The 20,277-nt window shown below is 43.1% G+C and carries 15 protein-coding genes; 1 reads left to right on the top strand and 14 read right to left on the bottom strand.

What is annotated here, in order from left to right:
* The 9 genes from KIH41_RS11925 to KIH41_RS11890 all read right to left on the bottom strand — a co-directional run.
* The coding region (locus KIH41_RS11925; protein ID WP_214162517.1) for a DUF4249 family protein at positions 1 to 371 on the bottom strand (371 nt) is incomplete at its 3' end.
* A 4-nt stretch (positions 372 to 375) separates the two neighbouring features.
* The gene (locus KIH41_RS11920) at positions 376 to 3,129 is read right to left on the bottom strand and encodes a TonB-dependent receptor (protein WP_214162516.1); all 2,754 of its coding nucleotides are present in this window, start codon (positions 3,127 to 3,129) and stop codon (positions 376 to 378) included.
* 345 nt (positions 3,130 to 3,474) lie between these two features.
* Positions 3,475 to 4,572 (bottom strand): lipid-A-disaccharide synthase, encoded by a 1,098-nt coding sequence (gene lpxB / locus KIH41_RS11915; RefSeq protein ID WP_214162515.1) that lies wholly within the window; start codon positions 4,570 to 4,572, stop codon positions 3,475 to 3,477.
* An 87-nt stretch (positions 4,573 to 4,659) separates the two neighbouring features.
* On the bottom strand, positions 4,660 to 4,887 hold the full coding sequence (locus tag KIH41_RS18280; protein ID WP_317194946.1) for a GxxExxY protein: 228 nt from the start codon (positions 4,885 to 4,887) through the stop codon (positions 4,660 to 4,662).
* Positions 4,871 to 5,050, bottom strand: coding sequence for a GxxExxY protein (locus KIH41_RS18275; RefSeq protein ID WP_317194945.1), 180 nt, complete (start codon positions 5,048 to 5,050; stop codon positions 4,871 to 4,873). Before KIH41_RS18275 ends, KIH41_RS18280 begins: the two co-directional genes overlap by 17 nt.
* A 158-nt stretch (positions 5,051 to 5,208) precedes the next feature.
* Positions 5,209 to 5,628: a 6-pyruvoyl trahydropterin synthase family protein gene (locus KIH41_RS11905; RefSeq protein ID WP_214162514.1), complete on the bottom strand. Its 420-nt coding sequence runs from the start codon at positions 5,626 to 5,628 to the stop codon at positions 5,209 to 5,211.
* 87 nt (positions 5,629 to 5,715) lie between these two features.
* Positions 5,716 to 6,084 (bottom strand): hypothetical protein, encoded by a 369-nt coding sequence (locus tag KIH41_RS11900; RefSeq protein ID WP_213945724.1) that lies wholly within the window; start codon positions 6,082 to 6,084, stop codon positions 5,716 to 5,718.
* Between the two features lie 72 nt (positions 6,085 to 6,156).
* On the bottom strand, positions 6,157 to 8,583 hold the full coding sequence (locus KIH41_RS11895; RefSeq protein WP_214162513.1) for a penicillin acylase family protein: 2,427 nt from the start codon (positions 8,581 to 8,583) through the stop codon (positions 6,157 to 6,159).
* A 267-nt stretch (positions 8,584 to 8,850) separates the two neighbouring features.
* Positions 8,851 to 9,420: a DUF2911 domain-containing protein gene (locus KIH41_RS11890; protein WP_214162512.1), complete on the bottom strand. Its 570-nt coding sequence runs from the start codon at positions 9,418 to 9,420 to the stop codon at positions 8,851 to 8,853.
* Positions 9,421 to 9,824: 404 nt separating this feature from the next.
* Here KIH41_RS11890 and KIH41_RS11885 point away from each other — a divergent pair, with 404 nt between their 5' ends.
* On the top strand, positions 9,825 to 11,609 hold the full coding sequence (locus KIH41_RS11885; RefSeq protein WP_213945727.1) for a glycoside hydrolase family 15 protein: 1,785 nt from the start codon (positions 9,825 to 9,827) through the stop codon (positions 11,607 to 11,609).
* Positions 11,610 to 11,872: 263 nt separating this feature from the next.
* Here the strand turns inward: KIH41_RS11885 and KIH41_RS11880 are convergent, their stop codons facing one another.
* From KIH41_RS11880 to KIH41_RS11860, 5 genes are all read right to left on the bottom strand, one after another.
* Entirely contained in the window at positions 11,873 to 14,044 is a 2,172-nt protein-coding gene (locus KIH41_RS11880) for a bifunctional alpha,alpha-trehalose-phosphate synthase (UDP-forming)/trehalose-phosphatase (RefSeq protein WP_214162511.1), read from the bottom strand.
* Between the two features lie 332 nt (positions 14,045 to 14,376).
* A complete protein-coding gene (locus KIH41_RS11875; RefSeq protein ID WP_214162510.1) occupies positions 14,377 to 15,039 on the bottom strand; it encodes a hypothetical protein in 663 nt (220 codons plus the stop codon).
* A 61-nt stretch (positions 15,040 to 15,100) separates the two neighbouring features.
* Positions 15,101 to 15,577 carry a DUF4843 domain-containing protein gene (locus KIH41_RS11870; protein ID WP_214162509.1) on the bottom strand — a complete coding sequence of 159 codons (477 nt, stop codon included), beginning with the start codon at positions 15,575 to 15,577 and terminating at the stop codon, positions 15,101 to 15,103.
* An 11-nt stretch (positions 15,578 to 15,588) separates the two neighbouring features.
* The gene (locus KIH41_RS11865) at positions 15,589 to 17,127 is read right to left on the bottom strand and encodes a RagB/SusD family nutrient uptake outer membrane protein (RefSeq protein WP_214162508.1); all 1,539 of its coding nucleotides are present in this window, start codon (positions 17,125 to 17,127) and stop codon (positions 15,589 to 15,591) included.
* Positions 17,128 to 17,138: 11 nt separating this feature from the next.
* Positions 17,139 to 20,210: a SusC/RagA family TonB-linked outer membrane protein gene (locus tag KIH41_RS11860; protein WP_214162507.1), complete on the bottom strand. Its 3,072-nt coding sequence runs from the start codon at positions 20,208 to 20,210 to the stop codon at positions 17,139 to 17,141.
* Between the last annotated feature and the right edge of the window lie 67 nt (positions 20,211 to 20,277).

The following is a 20,277-nucleotide window of genomic DNA, read 5'->3' as shown; positions in this document are numbered from 1 at the left end:
ATCCAATCTGAGATATATTGTTCATGCTCCCCAATTTGAATCTGAAGCTGATAATCTTGATCACTAGGCAAAGTGCCCACCATCGCATATGTTCCATCCTCCTCCAAAGCAAATTGCCAGCTTCCTGATTCCGACCCAGTAAGAAATACGGTGGCATTATTGATTGGATTAATGGACTGCTCTGAATACACGGTTACCGTCCTGCCCAACTTCAAGGTCGACTTCCCTTCCAATTCCACATATCCTTCGGCAACTAAAAACCCAAAATCCTGGGTGATTATCTCAAGTTCATAAAACTCCCGGCAAGAAGCCAGAAGAAGAACTATTGATAGATACTTGGATACAAAAATTCTAGAGACCAGTCTATTCATGTTTTTAAAACTTAAAATTATATGTCACAAATGGAATAGGCTGTGCAAAAATGGATAGCTGATAGCCTTGCAATACACTGTTTACCGGGACAAAATAAGCTGAGTAAGGATTACTTCTTCCCAACACATTGTAAATCCCCAATGACCAGGAAGAATGGGCCAGCTTTTTACTTTTATGATTTCCCTCGATATTCACCGAAAAATCTACTCGGAAATAATCGGGTATGCGGTGGGCATTCCTGTCTGAGAAGAAAATCCTTTCCGCCCCTTGGTAGCTGAACTTGGCTATTGGTAAGGTAATGGGCCTTCCAGTGCTGTAATTTGCATTTATAGACGGTGAAACTCTCTTGGTCAATTCATAAGTTAAAAACAAAAGCGCATCATGGGGCTGATCAAAATTATTTGCGTACCAATTTCCATTATTGATTTTCTGGCCAATCTCATCTGGAGCCGAACGAATCAATGATCGTGAATACGTATAGCTCAACCAGCCATTCAGCCTACCCACATCCTTTTTTATCATAAATTCCATCCCATAAGCTTTCCCTTCTGATCGGATCACGTCCCGCTCTATGTTGTCATTCAAAATCAGGCTTGCTCCGCTTCGGTAATCAAGCAAATTTTCCATGGTTCGGTAATATACTTCCGTGGATACTTCCAGCGTGTTTTTCTTAAGATTTTTGAAAAGCCCCAAAGTCACCTGCTGTCCCAATTGAGGCCTGAGATGGGGATCACTTAACTTCCAAGTATCGGTGGGAGAAATGGCGGCAGTGTTGGTCACCATATGGAGATGCTGACGCGAATTATTAAATCCTGCTTTTAAGGAAGTGGAATTATTCAAAATGTACCTACCGAAAACCCTGAATTCAGGACCATGGTAATTTTGGGCAATCTGCCCTCCTTCAAAAACCTCGGTACCTGTCTGGGTTTCCGCGGTTTTGAGGACTCCCTCTGGATATAAGTTTACAGTAGTGGGCCCCAAAAACTGATACATAACATACCTAACCCCCAAGTCAACTGAAAGCCTATTGTTGACCTCCCACTTATCTCCAAAGAATAAGGCTGTTTCCAACGCTCTTTCTCTGCTCACATCCGATCTGGCAATGGTGGATTCCTCTGTGCCAGGCCTGATAAATCCCGGTTCCAAGTCAAAATGTACTGCCCCTATTCCGAAAGTAAATTGGTGGGAGTCGGAAAGCCTATAATCAAATTTCCCCTTAGCGTGAATTTGTCCTAAGTTAAACCCAAAATCAAATGCGTTTTCAGGCATTAAGTTACTTTCAATACCAAATGAGTACAGGTCCTGACCAATCACAAAGTCTCCTGTAAAGTCCTCATTAAATCTGTGGGTCCAGCCTACATTAAAATTCTGGTTGCTGTATGAAAATGTAGTATCCCTCTCAAACCTAAAGCTGTCTCCACTTTGGTAGGCATTTAGGCGAAGAGAATTTTTCGAATCTATCTCATGCTGAATACTTAAGTTGGCGTCATAAAAAGAAGCCCGACCATTATTGAATCCCGATCCTTCCTCCAAGAAGCCCAACAGCCAGTCAGAATATGTGGCCCTGATGCCCGCGGCAAAAGTCGTTTTGGGTGAAACAGGCCCATCAATAGAAAAACGGCTAGTCAGCAACCCAATACCCCCACTACCCTGAATTTTCTCTTGGTTTCCATACTTGCCTTTCACTTCGAGCACCGAAGATAGACGGCCGCCATATTCCATGGGGGCTCCGGCCTTATACAGCTCCACACCTTCCACCAAATCAGAATTAAAAGCCGAGAAAATCCCGAACATATGTGCTGGGTTAAAGATGGTGGCGTCATTGTACATAATCAGGTTTTGATCTGCAGCTCCACCCCGAACATTGAACCCCACACTGGCCTCTCCTACTGTTTTCACACCTGGCGTGGACAGAATTGCTCGGATTACATCTACTTCACCTAATACTGCGGGAAGCTTTTTGATGGTATTTATATCAAGTTCGACTGAACCCATATTTACCTGGCTGATGTTTTTGGGTTGCTCGGACGTGACCACTACCTCACCTAGTGACAGGTAATCTTCCTCCAGATAAATGTTTAAAGTCCCGGGTCCTAGAATATTTACATGCCTTTGGACTACAGGAAGTCCAAACCTTTGCAACCGGATATGCTGTAATCCACGCGGTAGAGCCAGGGTGTAATAGCCATTTTCATCCGTCATGGTCACCTTGCCAGTCACCGGCTCCACCACACTCATACCCTGAACTGCTTCATTTTTTCCTTCCAGCAAAACTCTACCTTCAAGCTTCACATCCCCCGCTCCTGTGGTCCGCTGTCCTACTGTCCATATCCTGTTTTCAGCATAATCACCCTTGCTCTCTACCTCTTCAGCTCTTGGACTGAGGGTATCGGCGACAGGTCTCAATGTATCATTGGAAATTGCCAAGGCAGGAAACCTCACCCGCATGGCTTTACCTTGGGTGATGAAAATTCTTTTTTGGGAATCAATGGCAAATTTGAAGTCAGTATCCTGAAAAACACTTCTAAGCAACTGCTCTACAGTGTGCTCGTCAGCTACCAGACTCACCTTGATTTGGGCTAGCTGCTCTTGGTCATAATAAAAAACATAGGAGGTTTCTCTTTCAATTTTATCCACAAACCTGTCAAAGGAATACCCGAAAAATGTCCCTGAAATTCGATCTTGATCAATTTTTTGGGCAGAAAGGAGCTTTGGAAAAATTAAAACAAATAGAAGGAAAAGTAATTTTTGTTTCATTAAACAACAAGTAAGCAATCGAAACCAACTAAAATAACGGTATCAATTTATTACTTTCTTTTTAAAAACAAAACAAATAATAACTAATTCAACCTAATCATTTAACATGATCTCTATTTTTCTCAATAGGCTTAAAAAAAATATAACTATTCCAAGAAAAGTTACGGAAAGCTCCATCAGAAATCCAGCGTTTTCGTTGTTTATGAGCTCCTACGGCCCATTTTCTAGTCAATTTTCGGAAATATCCGTAACTGATCCGTAAGTGATCCGTAGGTGATGCGTAAGTGATCCGTAACTGATACGGGGGAGGCCCGGGGGGGATAGTTTAGGATTGAGGTTTATAGCTTATTTTGAGAGAATTAGCCTGGCAGTTTCTTCAGAGGCATTTCTCCCTCCTATTCGATCCTTCACTAGCGTATACCCATCCAACATCTCCGCTTTTCTTGGAACCGATGCCAATATGGCATTCAGTTCATTACTCACCTGGTCAACATTCATATCTCCCTGGATCAGCTCCTTTACAACTTCTTTTTCAGCTATAAGGTTTACCAATGAAATATATGGGACTTTAATGAGCCTTTTGGCTATGGCGTAGCTAATGTTGCTGGTTTTATACACCACTACTTGAGGCACGCGGAAGAGCGCCGTTTCAAGGGTTGCTGTTCCGGATGTGACCACTGCGGCAGTGGCGTGATGCAGCAGGTCGTAGGTTTGGTCAAAAACTATTTTGACTCCTAAATCCAAGGCCGGTTGGTAAACCCCACCATCTAGATTTTTCACCCCTGCGATTACAAATTGGGCATTGGGAAACTTGGGGATCACACCCATCATGGTGGAAAGCATATTTGTCACTTCCTGTTTACGGCTGCCAGGCAACAGGGCTATGATGGGCTGATAGTTGAGCTGGTTTTTCTGGTGGAAAAAGTCATGGGGTTTAAACTTCTTGATTTCATCAAAAAGCGGGTTTCCCACATAATGCACACTCATATCAAATTTGCTGAAAAACTCCTGCTCAAAAGGCAGTATGGTATAGATTTGATCTGTATATTTCTTAAGCTTCAGTGCCCTTTTTTGATTCCAGGCCCACACTTTAGGAGGAATGTAGTAATGTACGGGTATATTGTTCTCCTTGGCAAATTTTGCAATCCGCATGTTGAACCCACCAAAGTCCACCAATATCAATGCATCAGGCTTGAACTCGAGGAGGTCTTTTTTGATCAGATTGAGGTATTTGAAAACTTTCCGGAATCCCAGCACCACTTCCACAAAGCCCATCAAGGCCATTTCTTTATAATGCGCACTTAACTCCACTCCCTCCCGGGCAGCATAATCCCCTGCCATACCCCTGAACTCAGAGGCCGGATCAAGTTTTTTTATTTCGTGGATCAAATTTGCCGCGTGCAAATCCCCCGACCGTTCCCCGGCAATTAAATAATACCTCAAAACCACAATTAATTATTTACTTAATGAATCAATAATAAACCGCAAAGATAAGAAGTAGCGCAAAGCCATATTGTTAAAGGAGACACCTCACATTCCATTTGCAACTCTTTTGATTCCGTCCTTGAGCCAGGGCACATTAAAATTGATTAGCAGTCCAAGTTTCAAGTTACTTAATTTTAAATATGTTAACACCTGCGCCAGATGAATTTCCTCAAAGGCTTTAATACTTTTCAGTTCCAATATAAGTTTATCTTCAATTAGTAGATCAATCCTATATCCGCAGTCAATTTTTATGCCCTCAAAAATGACAGGCATAGTTTTTTTCTTTTTCAACTTTAAACCCAGCTTGAGTTATTTTATAAAAAAGGCATTCTTGATAGGTGCTCTCAAGCAAACCTGGCCCTAAAGATTTATGTACTTCAATAGCCAGTCCTATAATCTTATTTGAGAGGAGGTTTTCATCCATGAATGAATCCATATTAAATTAAAAAAAATCAAAAAAATGATAAATCAATTTACAATTTTACCGCTATAAAAAATAGACCCTCAGAATAAAAACTTTGCGAAACTTAAAAATCTTTGCGGTTAAATATTTCATCCCCCTCTGCGCCTCTGCGGTTATTTTTTTTTCAAAACTTACTCACCGAAATACTCCACAAAATTCCTCGGCGTTTCATACAACGTCAACTTATACAACCCCCCATGCGGGGTAATTTGGTGGACTTTGGGTTCGAGGATTTTCCAGAATTCCATGATGAGGTTTTCGCAGCTGGCCATCTTGCCGGCCATGAAATCCACATCCATGTTGAGGTTTTTGTGGTCCACCTTATCAATGACATGCTCTCGGATCACATTGCTGAGTTGCTTTAGGTCAACCACAAATCCGGTATCGGCATCGGGTTTGCCCTTCACCGTCACGATCAACTCAAAGTTATGTCCATGCCAATTGATGTTGGCGCAAGGTCCAAAAACTTCCTTGTTTTTCTCCTCGCTCCAATTGGGGTTCCACAGCTTGTGAGCTGCATTGAAATGTTCCTTCCTACAAACGTAAATCATACTCCTTCTAATTGAAGGTGCAAATTTAGTAAAAAGAATTTATCTATTCCTTTTGCCCATTTTTAATGTAGAAAGATAGGCGGATTTTTAACGATAATATGGTGAACCGGTTTGCTCAAAGATCTTCCGGAAGCTGTTCCCGGTCAAAGCGCTAAATCCTGCTATCAAAAAACCAAGCAGACCGGTAGCCAAAACCAAAATAATTGGGTTCTCAAGTCCCATTATCTGGCCTATTTTGGCTGGAAGTTCGGACTCGGTCTGCAGGGTTACCCACATGGGCACCGCAATCCAAACCAAACCAACGCCCAAGCCACTAGCGGCAAATGCCACAATCCTCTTCCCTCCTACTAGGGCTGCCATTAAGGCAATAGCAATCATCAACCCATAAAATGGCAGAAATGGACCCAAAATCAGCGCTAGCACTACTGAAAATACAAAGAGTAATAAAAATTTCATCAGTTCTAAATCAAAATTATAAATTTCTTAGCCATTCCTTTGCGCCCTCGCGCCTTTGTGGCCTCATTCACATCAGTTCTGCTTCAAAGTTACTGTGTATAAAAGATCCCGTTCTTCGCTTTGAGGACGAAGGGAAACATCCAGGTACTCACCCCTAGCCCATTTGCCTATCAAGTTGGTGTAATACCGGCTGCCAGGATTCCCCGATTGACCTCCGGGATAGATCCCAAAAGCATTGGGCTGCTCACCCATTTCCACCACCATCCTCCAAGATGCCCCGTGGCGCTCACTCGTGGCATTGAGTATGCCTCGGCCTCCTCCGGTGCTCACATTCTCCACACTAAAGGACCTGAAGTTAGGCACCAAGTGCTGGATGGTCGTCCGCTTGTAATTGCCCCAAGTGAGCTCATCCTCTCTGGACTTCCACTCTTCATAATCCTGCAACATGGCCTCAAAACTCTCCCTGACCAGTTCACGGGCGGTCTCCACTTCTGCAGAATTGGGTTTGTCGAAAACCTCGTGGTCAGGGGAGTTTGTCAGTAACTTAGTGGTTTGGTATTTATTGGGAATTACGATCGGCACCTGTGGCTTTCTCCACTTGCCCCATACTTTCTCTTCCAGATTCTTCCACCACATTTCAAAAATAGGTGGCGCAGTCAATTCAGGATGGGTGTGAAAACTCCAACTCTGCAAATCCTGCACAATCCTCCGCACATTGCCATCTTCCAAAATCAAGGTATCTTCCAGCAAATAGTCCAACATCAACGGTAAAGCCTCTGAGGCGTGCAAATAGAAATTGTCAAATTGAAGATCCATCATATCCTCCACCGTGATCTTGGACATCTCTGACAGCCTGCTGTTGAGCCTGCGGTTTCGGAAATGTTCGAAGCTGTCATCAAATACAAAGTAAGGGTAGGAAGGATCTACCGAATGTTGGTTAGCCGAGCTCACAAATCCACGTGAAGGGTTTTTGGTGGCTGGGTTTTGTTCGGATGGAATAAAGTCATGCCACTCATAAATAGGGTCACTCCCGTCCATAAGATACTTTCCTTGCTGATCCCATTTCAAAGGGAAGCTACCCTGAACTTTCAGCGCGATGTCACCCGTTTTGCTGGCAAATACAAAGTTTTGTGCCGGAGCAACAAATGTCTCCAAAGCGGCTAAATAATCCTCGTGGTTTTTGGCTCTATTGAGGTTTAAGAAGGTGCTTTGCTCGTTGGAACCCAAGTGGGCTGTCCATTTGAGTGCGAAGTTTTTCAACTGGCTCTCTCCGCGGAAGCTTGGATCGTACACCACAGGACCGTAATGCGTATACACCACCGAGTCAATAAAAGATGATTCCCCTTTGATCTTGATTTCTTCCAAGCGAAGGCTGCTGTTGATCCATTGATCGTTATATAGGTATTCGGTACGGTCCTCATTTCTGAAATTTATACTATACCAATCTCTTACATCCCGGGTGGCGTTGGTCACACCCCAGGCAATATTTTCATTAAACCCTGAAATCACCCCCAAGGCACCTGGCAGAGAGGCGCCCTTCACCGAATACTCCGGCGTGGACAATTGAATGATGTACCATAAAGATGGCAAATTTAGATTTAGGTGGGGATCATTGGCAAGGATCGGATGTCCGTTTTGGGTTTTTGATCCGGCCACAGCCCAATTGTTGGATCCCACGCCCTCTTCAGGCGCTGGCATGGGGTCAATCAAGATTTCTTCATCGGGGTATACTATATTGTCCGGTCTATTTATTGGCAGAGGCGTAAAATCCCATCTTCGATTAGGCTCGATTACCGGGTCATTATCCTCCGGAAAGTCAGGATAAAGTTCTGCCATCAGCTCTTCTCCTATGAGCTTGCGTAGGTTGGTGTATTCCAAATCCTTATCTCCCACCAGCATATCCGCCATATATTTAAGAAATAAGGCAGTTTTGTAGACAGTCCAAGGCTCGGGTCTATAATTGAGGATCTTGTACTCAACAGGCAAATTTCGATAAGAAAGGCTATTGATGTATTGATTTACCCCATCAGCATAGGCTTCCATTAGGCTGAAAGTTTCAGGATCAGTTCCCCTGATGTATTGCAGGCCTTCCTCGGCACCAAAGCCCAGCCCTTTTCTCCGCTGCATCCTGTCAAAATCCAGGGCTGCACTGCCCACAATTTCAGATACCCTTCCTGCAGCAGCCATGGTCTGAAACTCCATTTGCCAAAGGCGGTGCTGGGCCGTTACAAAACCTTGAGCCCTGAAGAGGTCCTCTTCATTTTGGGCAAAAATGTGCGGGATTAGATTGGTATCGTACTTTATCTCTACTTGGGCAGAAAGCCCGGCAATTTTAAATTCATTGTCTTTGCTATAATCCTCGGAATAAGTATTCTGCCACACTCCGTGGTAGGGATCTAAAAGCCTGCCCAGGGGCGGTGTCTGCCCTATACTGATGGCCAAAGCCACGGCCAAAACCAGGGTGATGATCAGTGAAATTAAAAAAGCTATGTATTTCATTAAATAGTATTTACGATGTTTGGGTGGCGGATGTAGGAAGACTGATGTCGGATGTCGGATGACCGATGTCTTCACGCCTTATTTTACCTGTTTTTGTTTCAAAGAAGTCCTTTTTTTCGGTCCACTTTGTGCTACTTCATTAAAACTTTGTGACCTTCGTGACCATTTTTCATCCTATATTGGATGCAGGAACCAATTTAAGGTATTAAATGATAATTTCAATAAGGAGCGTGCAAAAATGAAAAAAGAGGCCGAAGCCTCTTTGGTTTAACTTACCTTGATTGGAAGTCTCAGCTTTTCCCATCTGATGACAATTCCCGGTTCCTCTACCTTGATGACAAGCTGCTCCTGGGAGTCATCCTCCCACTGGGGACTTACCTGTACCCGCAACACGTCATTTTCTTCCTTATACTGGAAGTGGCCGTGCTCCAAATCCCATTCAGAATTAAAAATCACTGTCCATGGCCCCTGTTGCTTAGGGATGGTAAAAATAGAATACTTTCCAGCTGGAAGGCTTTTACCCTCCACTTGAACCTCTTCTTTGAATTCAACATGCGTGGCTTCGTTGGCACCCGTACGCCACACCTCATCATACGGGGCGATATCTCCCCAGATCGTTCTGTTTTTCACAGACGGAGCACCATATTGCACGCGGATCTCCCGGTTGTTCACCGTACCCTCGGCCGTTCTCAATGGACTGGCTCTTTCTTCCCTTCTATCTTCCACAATCTCATCTTCACCATCCCTTTCGGTCTCATTGCTTCTCTCCCCGCAACTTACTACAAGGCTGGAGCCCAAGAGCATTAAGGCAATAAACAGAATGTTAGATTTTTTCATAGTTATACTGTATTAGTTTGAATAGTATTCCCGGGATTTTATTCCAAATAGTCCCGAAACTTAGTAAATATAGCCATAACTTCTAAATTATTATATAGCCTTGGAATAATTGGTAAATGAAAGACTGAAGCCCATTGCTATCGTAAAGTGTACCTATCACTTTTAACTCCATCTTTGCGTCCCTCAGCGACCTTTGCGGTGAAAATTAAATCTTGTGCCCACTGCACCTCTTCGGCTTCTCAATAACTGCTTACTTCACACCCCTCACATCAAAAATGGTTTGTTTTTTGAACACATACCCGTGATTTTGATTATTAAAGTGTGGTACTACATTCTATTTTCACCCAGATTAAGAACCATGCCCAAAATTTGCTCGAACCTAAAACCTATTTAAGACTAGTTTTATGGACAAACACACCTATGGCAGTGGCCTGATCGGAAACTGCGCCTATTTAGCCCATATCGAAAAAAACACCAATATCAGCTGGCTATGCTTTCCCCGATTTGATAGCGATTTTGTATTCGGCTCCATGCTGGATAAGGAAAAAGGTGGCGAATTCAGCATCCTTCCCGAATCGGAAGAATACTCTTCCGAACAACGATACCGAGAAAATACCAATATATTAGAAACAACCATTTCATACAACGGTGAACATGCCTATAAGGTGACTGACTTTGCTCCGCGATTCAGAAACTATGGACGCTACTACAAACCCCTGATGGTAGTAAGAAAAGTGGAAAGGGTAAGAGGCGAACCAAAAGTAAAAATCAAATGTCAGCCCAGGGCCGAACACGGAAAAAAGAAACTCGTTCCCACCCTCGGGAGCAACCATATCCGCTATATGGGCGTGGAACAGGAGATCAGGCTGACCACCAATGCCTCTCTCAATTATGTGGTTGAGGAAAAAAGCTTCATGCTCCAGCGTCCAATCTATCTGGTTTTTACCTATGGAAGACCCTTGGAAGCCCCAATTGAGGTTACCGCTGAAGATTTTCTCCAGTCCACCACCGCCTATTGGAGGGAATGGCTGAAATCTACCAGCATCACAAATTTTCACCAAGACTACGTCCTTCGCTCCTTGTTGATTCTTAAAATCCATCAGTTTGAGGACACGGGGGCTATTATTGCTGCCTCCACCACGAGTCTTCCCGAATCGCCAGGCAGTACCCGAAACTGGGATTACCGCTATTGCTGGATTAGGGACAGTTATTATACCTTAAATGCCTTCAACAATATCGGCCACTTTGAGGAGCTTGAAAAATACTTTGAATACATCCAAAACCTGGCTACCAACTCCAACGGCAGGTATCAACCCCTGTATTCGGTAACCGGGGAAGCCAAACTCACAGAGATCATCCATGACCTGGAAGGCTATAAAGGAAACCAGCCTGTAAGATTCGGAAATCAGGCTTACACCCACATTCAAAACGATTTATATGGGCAAGTCCTAGTTAGTTTGCTGCCGCTGTATGCTGACAAACGGTTTATTGAATCAGAGAAAAGCCACTCCAGGCCGATGATCAAAACCCTCCTTGACCGCATCGATGAGACCATGGATGAGCCGGATGCTGGGCTGTGGGAATTCAGAAACCTCAAGCAGGAGCACTGCTATACCTTTCTCTTCCACTGGGCCGGGGCAAGTGCGGGAATCAAAATTGCCAACAGACTGGAGGATGTGAGTTTGAGAAAGCAAGCTGAATCACTTCGTGACAGGGCCATCAAAAAAATAGAGTCTTGCTATGTCCCTGAACTAAAGGCCTACGCCCAGGCGGTGGGTGTAAAGCATATGGATGCCAGTACGCTCAAGATGATTAACATGGGTTATTTTGGCAATGACATAGAAAGGGCTAATAACCATCTTAAGCAATTGGAAAAAGAGCTTTTGGCAAAGGACTTCCTCTTTTATCGATACAAGCATGAGGACGACTTCGGCAAGCCTGAGACCACCTTCCTGATCTGCGCTTTCTGGTACATCGAGGCCCTGGCTTGTGTAAATAGGCTGGACGAAGCCATCGAAGGATTTGAGACGTTAATTAAATATTGCAACCACCTCAAACTCTTCTCCGAGGATGTGGACCAAAAAAGCGGTTCCCAATGGGGCAACTTCCCCCAGGCCTACAGCCACGTGGGACTGATGAACGCTGCCTACCGTATAGGCATCAAGCTTGATAGGCCGAGTTTTTTGTGAAAAAGACGGGAGACGGGAGACGGGAGACCGAAAAGTAGTTACCAAACAATAAATAACCGCAGAGGCGCAGAGGACCAGAGAAAATTTTTCTCTGTGCCCGCTACGCCTCTGGCGGTTTACAATTCCCTGTTACGGACTAATCCTACTTAACACTCTTTCCAAGCATTTCATATTTCTCCGCGATGAGGGAACTCTGAGAAACTCTATTAGAACTCAGCGGAACTCTGTGTCCCTTTTCTTTCCCCAAAGGGTTCTTCCGTCTCCTAAAAAAGCCTCTTCAACAAATCCCTTACCTGACTGGATGATTTGATGTTATAATTAGCCTTGGTATAGTTATACCCCACGCGTATCGTGTAGGCATTTTTGGGCATTGCTTTGAAAGTATCCTCATCAGTCCAGTCATCGCCAATGGCCAGGATGAAGTCATAATCCTTATCCTTCATAAAAGCCATAGCGGCCCGGCCCTTGTTGATATCGGGACGCTTGATTTCAAGCACCATGTTGCCCTCCAGCACTTGTAGATTGTGGCCACTTGCCATGTATTTGAGGTGACTGAAAAGTTCACGCATCCTCAATACGCCCAGGCCACTTTCCACTTTGCGGTAATGCCAAACCAAAGAATGATGTTTTTCTTCGATAAAGGCACCTGGTGTCCTTTGCACATAATAATCCATCACGCTTCGGATATCCTCTTTCCAGGAGTTGTCGACATCGGAAAACACATCCCACTCTTCCTCCGTGTTTCGGTTTTTCACCCAAACGCCATGCTCTGCAATCATGTCCACATCAAGTCCCTCAAACCACCTTCCCAAGGTATCCTTATCCCGGCCGCTGATGATCACCACTTGTGCTTTTTTGGAGAGCTTTTCTACAATCTCTTTCAATTCACTATCCGGATAAGCATCTTGTGGCTTGTTTTTGAAGCCCACCAAAGTCCCATCATAGTCCAAGAAAAGTATAGGATTTTTCGAACCTTTAAAGTACCCGATCAATTCCTGGATCGTCTCCTCATCCATTTCTTTGGATTGGAACTCCTCCTGCTTATCTTTTACAACTTTCAGCCTGTCCATAAACACTTTTACCCATTTGTGGATATCGTAGCGTTTGATGGTTTCCTGCATGGATACCAGACGCGTTTTCTGTTCTTCTTCCGACATGTTCAAGGCCATGTGCAGTGCCTCGGTCACTTTGTCCATATTATTGGGATTGACCAAAATGGCATCCTGAAGCTCCTTGCTGGCCCCTGCCATCTCGGAAAGGATAAGCACCCCCTGCTGGTCGGTTTTGCTGGCCACAAATTCCTTGCAGACCAGGTTCATACCATCCCTTAATGGGGTCACCAACCCAATATTAGACATCTTATAGAAGGCACTGAGCTCCTCAAACGGAAAGGCCCTATAGAAATAATGAACTGGCACCCAGTTAAGGGTACTATAGGCACTGTTAATCCGGCCCACCAGCGTGTCAATTTCTTCTTTCAGTTCACGGTATTCTTTCACGGTGTCCCTGGAGGGCACCACCACCATGATAAGAGAAACCTTTTCCTTATACTCTGGATAAAGCTTAAATAGCTGATCAAATGCCTTGAGGCGCTGGGGAATCCCTTTGGAATAATCGAGCCTGTCAATGGATAAAAGCAATTTTTGGCTTCCCAACTGTTTCTTGAATTTTTCTACGACAGCCATGGTAGTTTCGCTGTCAGCTGATTCAGAGTACTTCGTGTAATCTATGCCCATAGGGAATGCATCCACGTTGATCAGCCTGTTTTCTGCTTGAATGTAACCACTTTCATTGGAAAGCCCGAGGATTCTCCCCACAGAGCTCAGGAAGTGGCGCATGTCGTCGTAGGTATGAAAACCAATCAGGTCAGCCCCACACATTCCTTCCAGGATGGGCCTTCTCCAAGGAAGCATCCGGATGATCTCGTAGGAGGGAAATGGAATATGCTGGAAAAAGGCAATAGTAGCATTGGGTAGCTTGTCCCTCAGCATTTTTGGCAACAAGAGTAATTGATAATCATGCACCCAGATGGTGTCATCCGGATCGGCTTTTTTCAAAATGGCCTCACAAAACTTTTCATTGACCCGCACATATGCTTCCCAGAACCGGCGCTCATAAGCTATATATTGGGTAAAATAGTGGAATGCCGGCCAAAGGGTTTCATTGCTGAAGCCTTCATAAAACTCCTCTATATCCTCTTGGGTGAGAAATACAGGGGCCATTTTGTGTTCATGTAGCTCCAGAAAGATTTCCGCTCGCTGCTCTGGATCCTCCACATAATTTCCCGGCCATCCAATCCAAATATTATCGGCCTCTTCGAAGATGGAGCCCAGCCCTGTGGCAAGTCCTCCGGCACTGGTTTTAAAATCGGGTTTCCCATCCTTATAATCCAGGCTGATGGGCAGCCTATTTGAAACAATTATTGTTTTTCCCATGCTGACAAAATGTAGGTTTGATAGAAATCATAAAATAAACTCCCAAAGTAGGGGGATGTTTGGTGATTTGGTGATTTAAAAGACGTAAGACCGAAAACGGGGAACCTGAAAAGCAACCTCAGAGACACACAGATTAATATCCTCTTTCTTCTCCGCGAAGAAGCCTGCCTTTGCTGGCGAAGTAGGCTCTGTGCAACTCTGTGTTAAACTCTGCGAAACCCTGTGACCTTTTATTTTGGTCTTCGGTCAAATAAAAAAAGGTATAGAAAATTCCTATACCCTTTATAACCTTGCAAAAACACAAGTTTACAACTCAGTTGTAATTGCCGTTATCATTTCTCTTCATTAAGGAAATTAACTACCACTCTTAAGTGGTCAGGATCTTTTAAGTTTAGTCCGGAGTTCTTTTGGATCTCTTTTACTTTATCATAATCGTCCCCAAATACTTCTTTCAACTGCTTATTTCGGTTACTCAATTGTTTTACTTCATCATCCTTTACAATGAAATGAGAAACCCTATCAGAAAAAGCTTTCTTTGCAGCAGCACCATATGTGGCGTTTGGATCATCCACAATTACCTTATGCTTAAATTCTAAAAGCTTGTACTCATCCCCTTCAGCAAGCACTTTTGTAAAGGCTTTGTCTTTTAGGTGGGGAATGACATACTCGGATGTGTAGTAGGTATTTCTACCGTTTTCATTTACAATAAACCCTCTAATATCTTTTGCTCCATAAGAAAACACCTCACCTTGCTTAAGATATTCTAATCTATGGTCGTGAGCATTAAGCCTTACTTGCATGTTTTGGGCAGAATCTTTTTTACTATGGATGATGATGCCTTCGGCAAAATCATGGAAAAAATGGTCGCCATTAATGCCTGTGAAGGCATCCTTCATTACCGGAGCACCTGAGGCCATATCGTTGTAGACTCTCAGTTGGGCAAAACTCAAATTACCTACTAAACACAATAATAAACCTAAAAGAATCTTTTTCATAAATTGGACTTTAAAAAAGGCCGGCAAAGTATGCCGACCTTTAGATTTAACATATTATAAATTAATCAGCAGGTGGAGCAGGCTGAGAAATTCTAATCTGAACTCTTTTGTAGTTTTCACTTGCAGAAATGTTTGCATTACCTTCAAGCTCCAAGAGAAGATCAACCACTCCAGTACCAACACCTGTATCCAAGATCTCTACTTCCAACTCACCGAAGCTGGAATTTGCAGGGATTACCAAAGAGCCAGATGCATTGTAATGAGTACCAGCTACTGCGGAGGTACCATCACCAACTATGTTATACGTGATAGTCTCATCACTTGTTCTCTGTGCAGACACAAGGTTAACTTGCAAATTCACAGTGCCTACCGTATTTTGGACAGCTATCCTTGGGAAGGTTTGGCCCGCAGCGGGTGCTCTGGTTACCGCATCCTGGAACTCTACTTCAGCTCCATCCCAGATGGGGTAGTTCTGCTCTATGCAAGAGCCAAAAACAAACACCATCACAAGGGAAAATATTGAAATTATCTTTTTCATATTTTTATAAATTAATATCCTCTGTTTTGGTTAAGATTGGTGTTGATATCCACTTCTCTTTGAGGAAACGGAGGCAATATTCTGAAATCATCAAAAGGAACCAAAGCATTAGCACCCAAGTAACTAGTTTTATCGATGGCTTGACTATAACGCTTTAAGTCATAAAACCTGTGTCCTTCAAAAGCAAATTCTTTGAATCTTTCGATCAGAATTTCATCAAGAATAGCTTCTCCCGTAAGCTGGACTGGTTCCAAACCTCTTAATCCTTTAAAAGCATTTAGTTCATCCAAAGCTTCCGCAGTATTTCCTAGGTGAAAATTTGCCTCTGCTCTGTTCAAATGCATTTCGGACTTACGGATCACTGGAACATTATCCGCATATGCAAAGCCAGTCTTGGATATAAACTTGATACATTCAATCTGGCGACCAGCACCTCTGATATTGCTACCTGTGGTATATAGAAAGGCTCTTACATCATTATTTCTAGTAACATCCCAGTTATTATTATCCGATTCATCACCACCTAAATGAAGAGGTGCTAACCCAAAGAAATCTCTAACCCTTTGATTAGGAACGAAATCACCCCATCCTCCTTGAGAGTTTTTGCTGGCGTCGAGATTTAACAATGTAGTATAGGAACTTGACAGTGACAAGTTTACTCCATTAGACTCACCTGGGATTGCATACCTAACTTCAAACATTGCCTCAGGATGAGATTCAGCTCTCCATCCATCAACATAAGCTTGACCTGACAGCACATTTCCAGCGGAAGACCCTAAAGCTTCAGTTGCTTGATTAGCAGCCAATTCCCAGTCTCCACGATAAAGAGCTACCCTTGATAATAGACCTTGTGCGGCACCTCTTGAGGCATACTGAACGGGACCATTTCCAAGAGAGGCTATTGCATCATTTAAATCATTATAGATTTGACTGTATACTTCATCAATTGTTGCTCTCGGAGAGCTTCTATTCATACCAATATCTGATGTTATTGAGCCCTCCAATGGCATAGGAATACCCCCCTCATCAGTTAAGCCTGCAGTATATATAGCTGTAGGTATATAAGAATAAGATTTTACCAAATCAAAATAGTAAAGTGCTCTTAAGAATTTTGCTTCGCCTTCCCAAGCTGCTATTTGCGTAGCAGAGGCTCCTTCTACACCTTGAGCGATACCATCAAGAATAAGGTTGGCTTCGTTGATGGCGTAATAACTATTTTGCCAAAACACATTCCCCTCATTATTAAAATGATTATTTGGTTGGTTATTATTTTCTTGGATCAAACGCCCACTATTTCCAGTGGTCACACCAACATCAGCTAAAGCATCTGAAACTGCCATTAGGTTTCTACCATAATTACCTATGGACCTTAATCTAGCATATACTGAATTTAAAGCTGCATTCACCGCTTCAGGTGAGGATAAGGCCCCATCCGCATCGATAGACTGTCTTGGCTCCACATCCAGTATGCCATCGCAAGCGGTAGTCATCACACTACCTCCAAGCATTGCCGCAAAAGCAAGTCTATATATAAATTTCATATTTTTCATCTTATTTAATATTAGAATCCTAGTTGAACACCCATGATGAAGTTTCTGGTCATTGGCAATTGGCCTGTTCCAGCACCTACGAATTCAGGATCATAACCTGGATAATCTGCATAAGTCCATAGGTTTACACCTTGAGCATATACTCTAGCTCTGTTTAAGCCTAATCTTCTTACTGTCTGCGTAGGAAGATTATAAGCGACCATTAATTGAGCTAACCTTACGAAGTCAGCATTTAATAAAGAAGCTGACCCAAAATTTCTGCCTTGACTTCTTACTTCATTTCCACCATTAAGTGCAAGGTTTCTTGGAATATCTGTCATTTGACCTGGCTCTCTCCAAGATCTATCATTCACTTCTCTCAAAGCATTCAAACCTAAACGAGTTCCATTTTCTCTTAGGAAGCCATATTGGCCATCGGTTACAACTGCACCATATTCATAAGTGAAAAACGCAGTTAATTCAAATCCTTTAAATGAGAAAGTATTATTTAAACCACCATAATATGGTGCTAAATTGCTACCAAAGTATCTTCTATCAGCAGCGATAGGCAGATAAGTTCGATTCCCTTCAGCATCAAGCCACATTGGTCGGCCAGTTGCTGGATTGACGCCAACATATTCTGCTACAAAATGAGCTCCTGGCGCCTGACTACCAGGAAATGCTGGGTTACCAACCGGTTGACCAACTGCCAACTGAGTGCCTGCAGTACCTCCCTGAATGAACTCAAGCCCATCAAATAAAGAAACAATTTCGTTCTTAATGTATGTAAAGTTGAAACTAGTATTCCATCTAAAGCCACCTCTATCAACATTCACGGTACTAATTTCGAATTCAATACCTCTATTTCTAAGTTCACCTACGTTATTGGCAATTGCGTTGAAACCATTTGTCCAAAGTATGGGCTGATTTAACAATAGATCCTTAGTTCTTCTATCGAACAAATCGACACTACCATTAACTCTATTATTAAAGAAACCATAATCGATACCAAGGTTTATAGTTTCGTTGGTTTCCCAACCAAGATTCAGATTACCTAAAGAAGATGGCCTAATACCTGCACTTCCAGAATAGTTACCAGCACCTTGATAAAGTCCTCGCGCATCAAAGTTACCGATCTGGTCGTTACCAGTTCTACCCCAAGAAGCTCTAATTTTCAAATCAGACACAGTAGAGCTTTCTCTCAAGAAGTTCTCTTCTTTCAAATACCAACCACCTCTGATGGATGGGAAAAGGCCGTATTGTCTGTTAGCACCAAATCTGGAAGAACCGTCATAACGGGCTGTCAAAGTCAACAAATACTTCTTATTGTAGTCATAATTCACGGAACCAAAACCACCAACTCTTCTATAACCGGTCCAGAAACCAGTGATGCTTTCAGGAGTTGCAGCAGATTGGATCGTTCTGAACTGGAAAGTTGGGAAACCGATACCAGCACCAGAGAAGCCTTCTCTTGACTCATTTACAAACTCAAAACCGCCAATTGCAGACACGTTATGTACATTCGCATATGTCTTGTTCCAGTTTAAGGTATGGGTAGTAATAAAGTTAGTTCTAAAGTCAGTCATTTGAGATGCTCTACCCTGCACACCCGCTCCATCAGGAGTACGTGGATCAGTAAATCTTTCACCTTGTATGGTTCTATAATTGATACCAGCCAATGATCTCCATGTAACATTATCTGATACCTTATAACTAGCTACAACGTTTCCTACTAGTGTATTTGTTCTAGTCAACCCACTATTATAATCATTTACCAAAGCGACATTTTGGCCCAAAACACCTCCAATAGAAGTATTATAAGAACCATCTTCATTTCTTATCGCATTGTGCGGCAATATCATGGATGCCGAGAAGGCAGGGTTACCCAAGAATGATCCATCTACTGAGAAAGGGTTTGTCTGGCTAACAGTTGCAAGATTAACATTAGTCTCAATACTCAGCCTTTCATTTGCCTGATGCTTCAAGCTGGCACGGAAAGTACCTCTTTCAAAATCAACAGGTTGAAAAGTTGATTCTTGGTAATTATATGAACCCGACACAAAGAACTGAGTTTGTTTATCACCACCTGTAGCAGAAAGCTCATAGTTCTGAAGACGGCCTTGGCCCATCAATTCTCTTTGCCAATCATAAGATCCAACTCCTTGACCAAGTGCCTCAAGATCTTCTCTTGATAATGACTGCCAATTGGTTGGTAGAATACCCATACCATTTAAAGCATTAGCCTCCGGAGATGCATTACCAGAATTAATAAAGGCATCTCTTCTCATCTCATACCACTCTGGACCGTTTAACACATCTAAGTATTTCATCGGCTGAGTCACACCGGTGAAGGCGTTGAATTCAAATCTTGCTTTACCTTGCTTACCTTTCTTAGTAGTGATGATCACAACACCGTTAGCAGCCTGAGAACCGTAAATTGCAGCAGAAGCAGCATCTTTCAATATCTCCATAGACTCGATATCGTTAGGGTTCAAGAACGCAAGCGGGTTAGCCTGAGTCATGGAAGCGTTATCCTGGCTGTTCATCTGAACTCCATCCACAATATAAAGAGGCTCGTTTCCTGCGTTAATAGAACCTACACCTCTAATTCGGATGTTTACCGCACCACCTGGAAGACCGTTTGCAGATCTTACCTGAACACCAGAAGCTCTACCTTGAAGGGCTCTGTCGAAAGACTGCATTGGCAGGTTTTCGATCAATTCACCTTTTACGGAAGATACAGCACCTGTTACTTCTCTTTTCTGCTGCGTGCCGTAACCAGTTACGATTACTTCACTTAAGCTTGTAATGTCTGGCTGCATTACGATTTCAAAATTGGTTCTGTTTCCAATTGTCACTTCTTGGCTAACATTTCCAATAAAGCTTACCACAAGCACATTGTTGCCTTGTGGTACCGATAGGGAGAAATTACCATCCAAGTCAGTAGCAGTACCGACGGTGGTTCCCCTTACAACAACAGACGCCCCGGGAATGGGATAACCATCCTCAGCCGAAGTCACTGTCCCAGTAACTCGACGCTCCTGTGCAAAAGCCGTAGCTGCTGCCATTAAAAGCACGAGTCCTAGAAGTAAAACTTTCCTCATAAAATATTTTTTTTGGTTTAACGATTCCCAATTTTAGCGCATCTCTTATAATAATCCAATAGCTGAG

Source organism: Litoribacter ruber, assembly GCF_018500185.1.
Taxonomy (GTDB): Bacteria; Bacteroidota; Bacteroidia; order Cytophagales; family Cyclobacteriaceae; genus Litoribacter; species Litoribacter ruber.
This window is presented reverse-complemented; position numbering and strand designations above follow the sequence as displayed.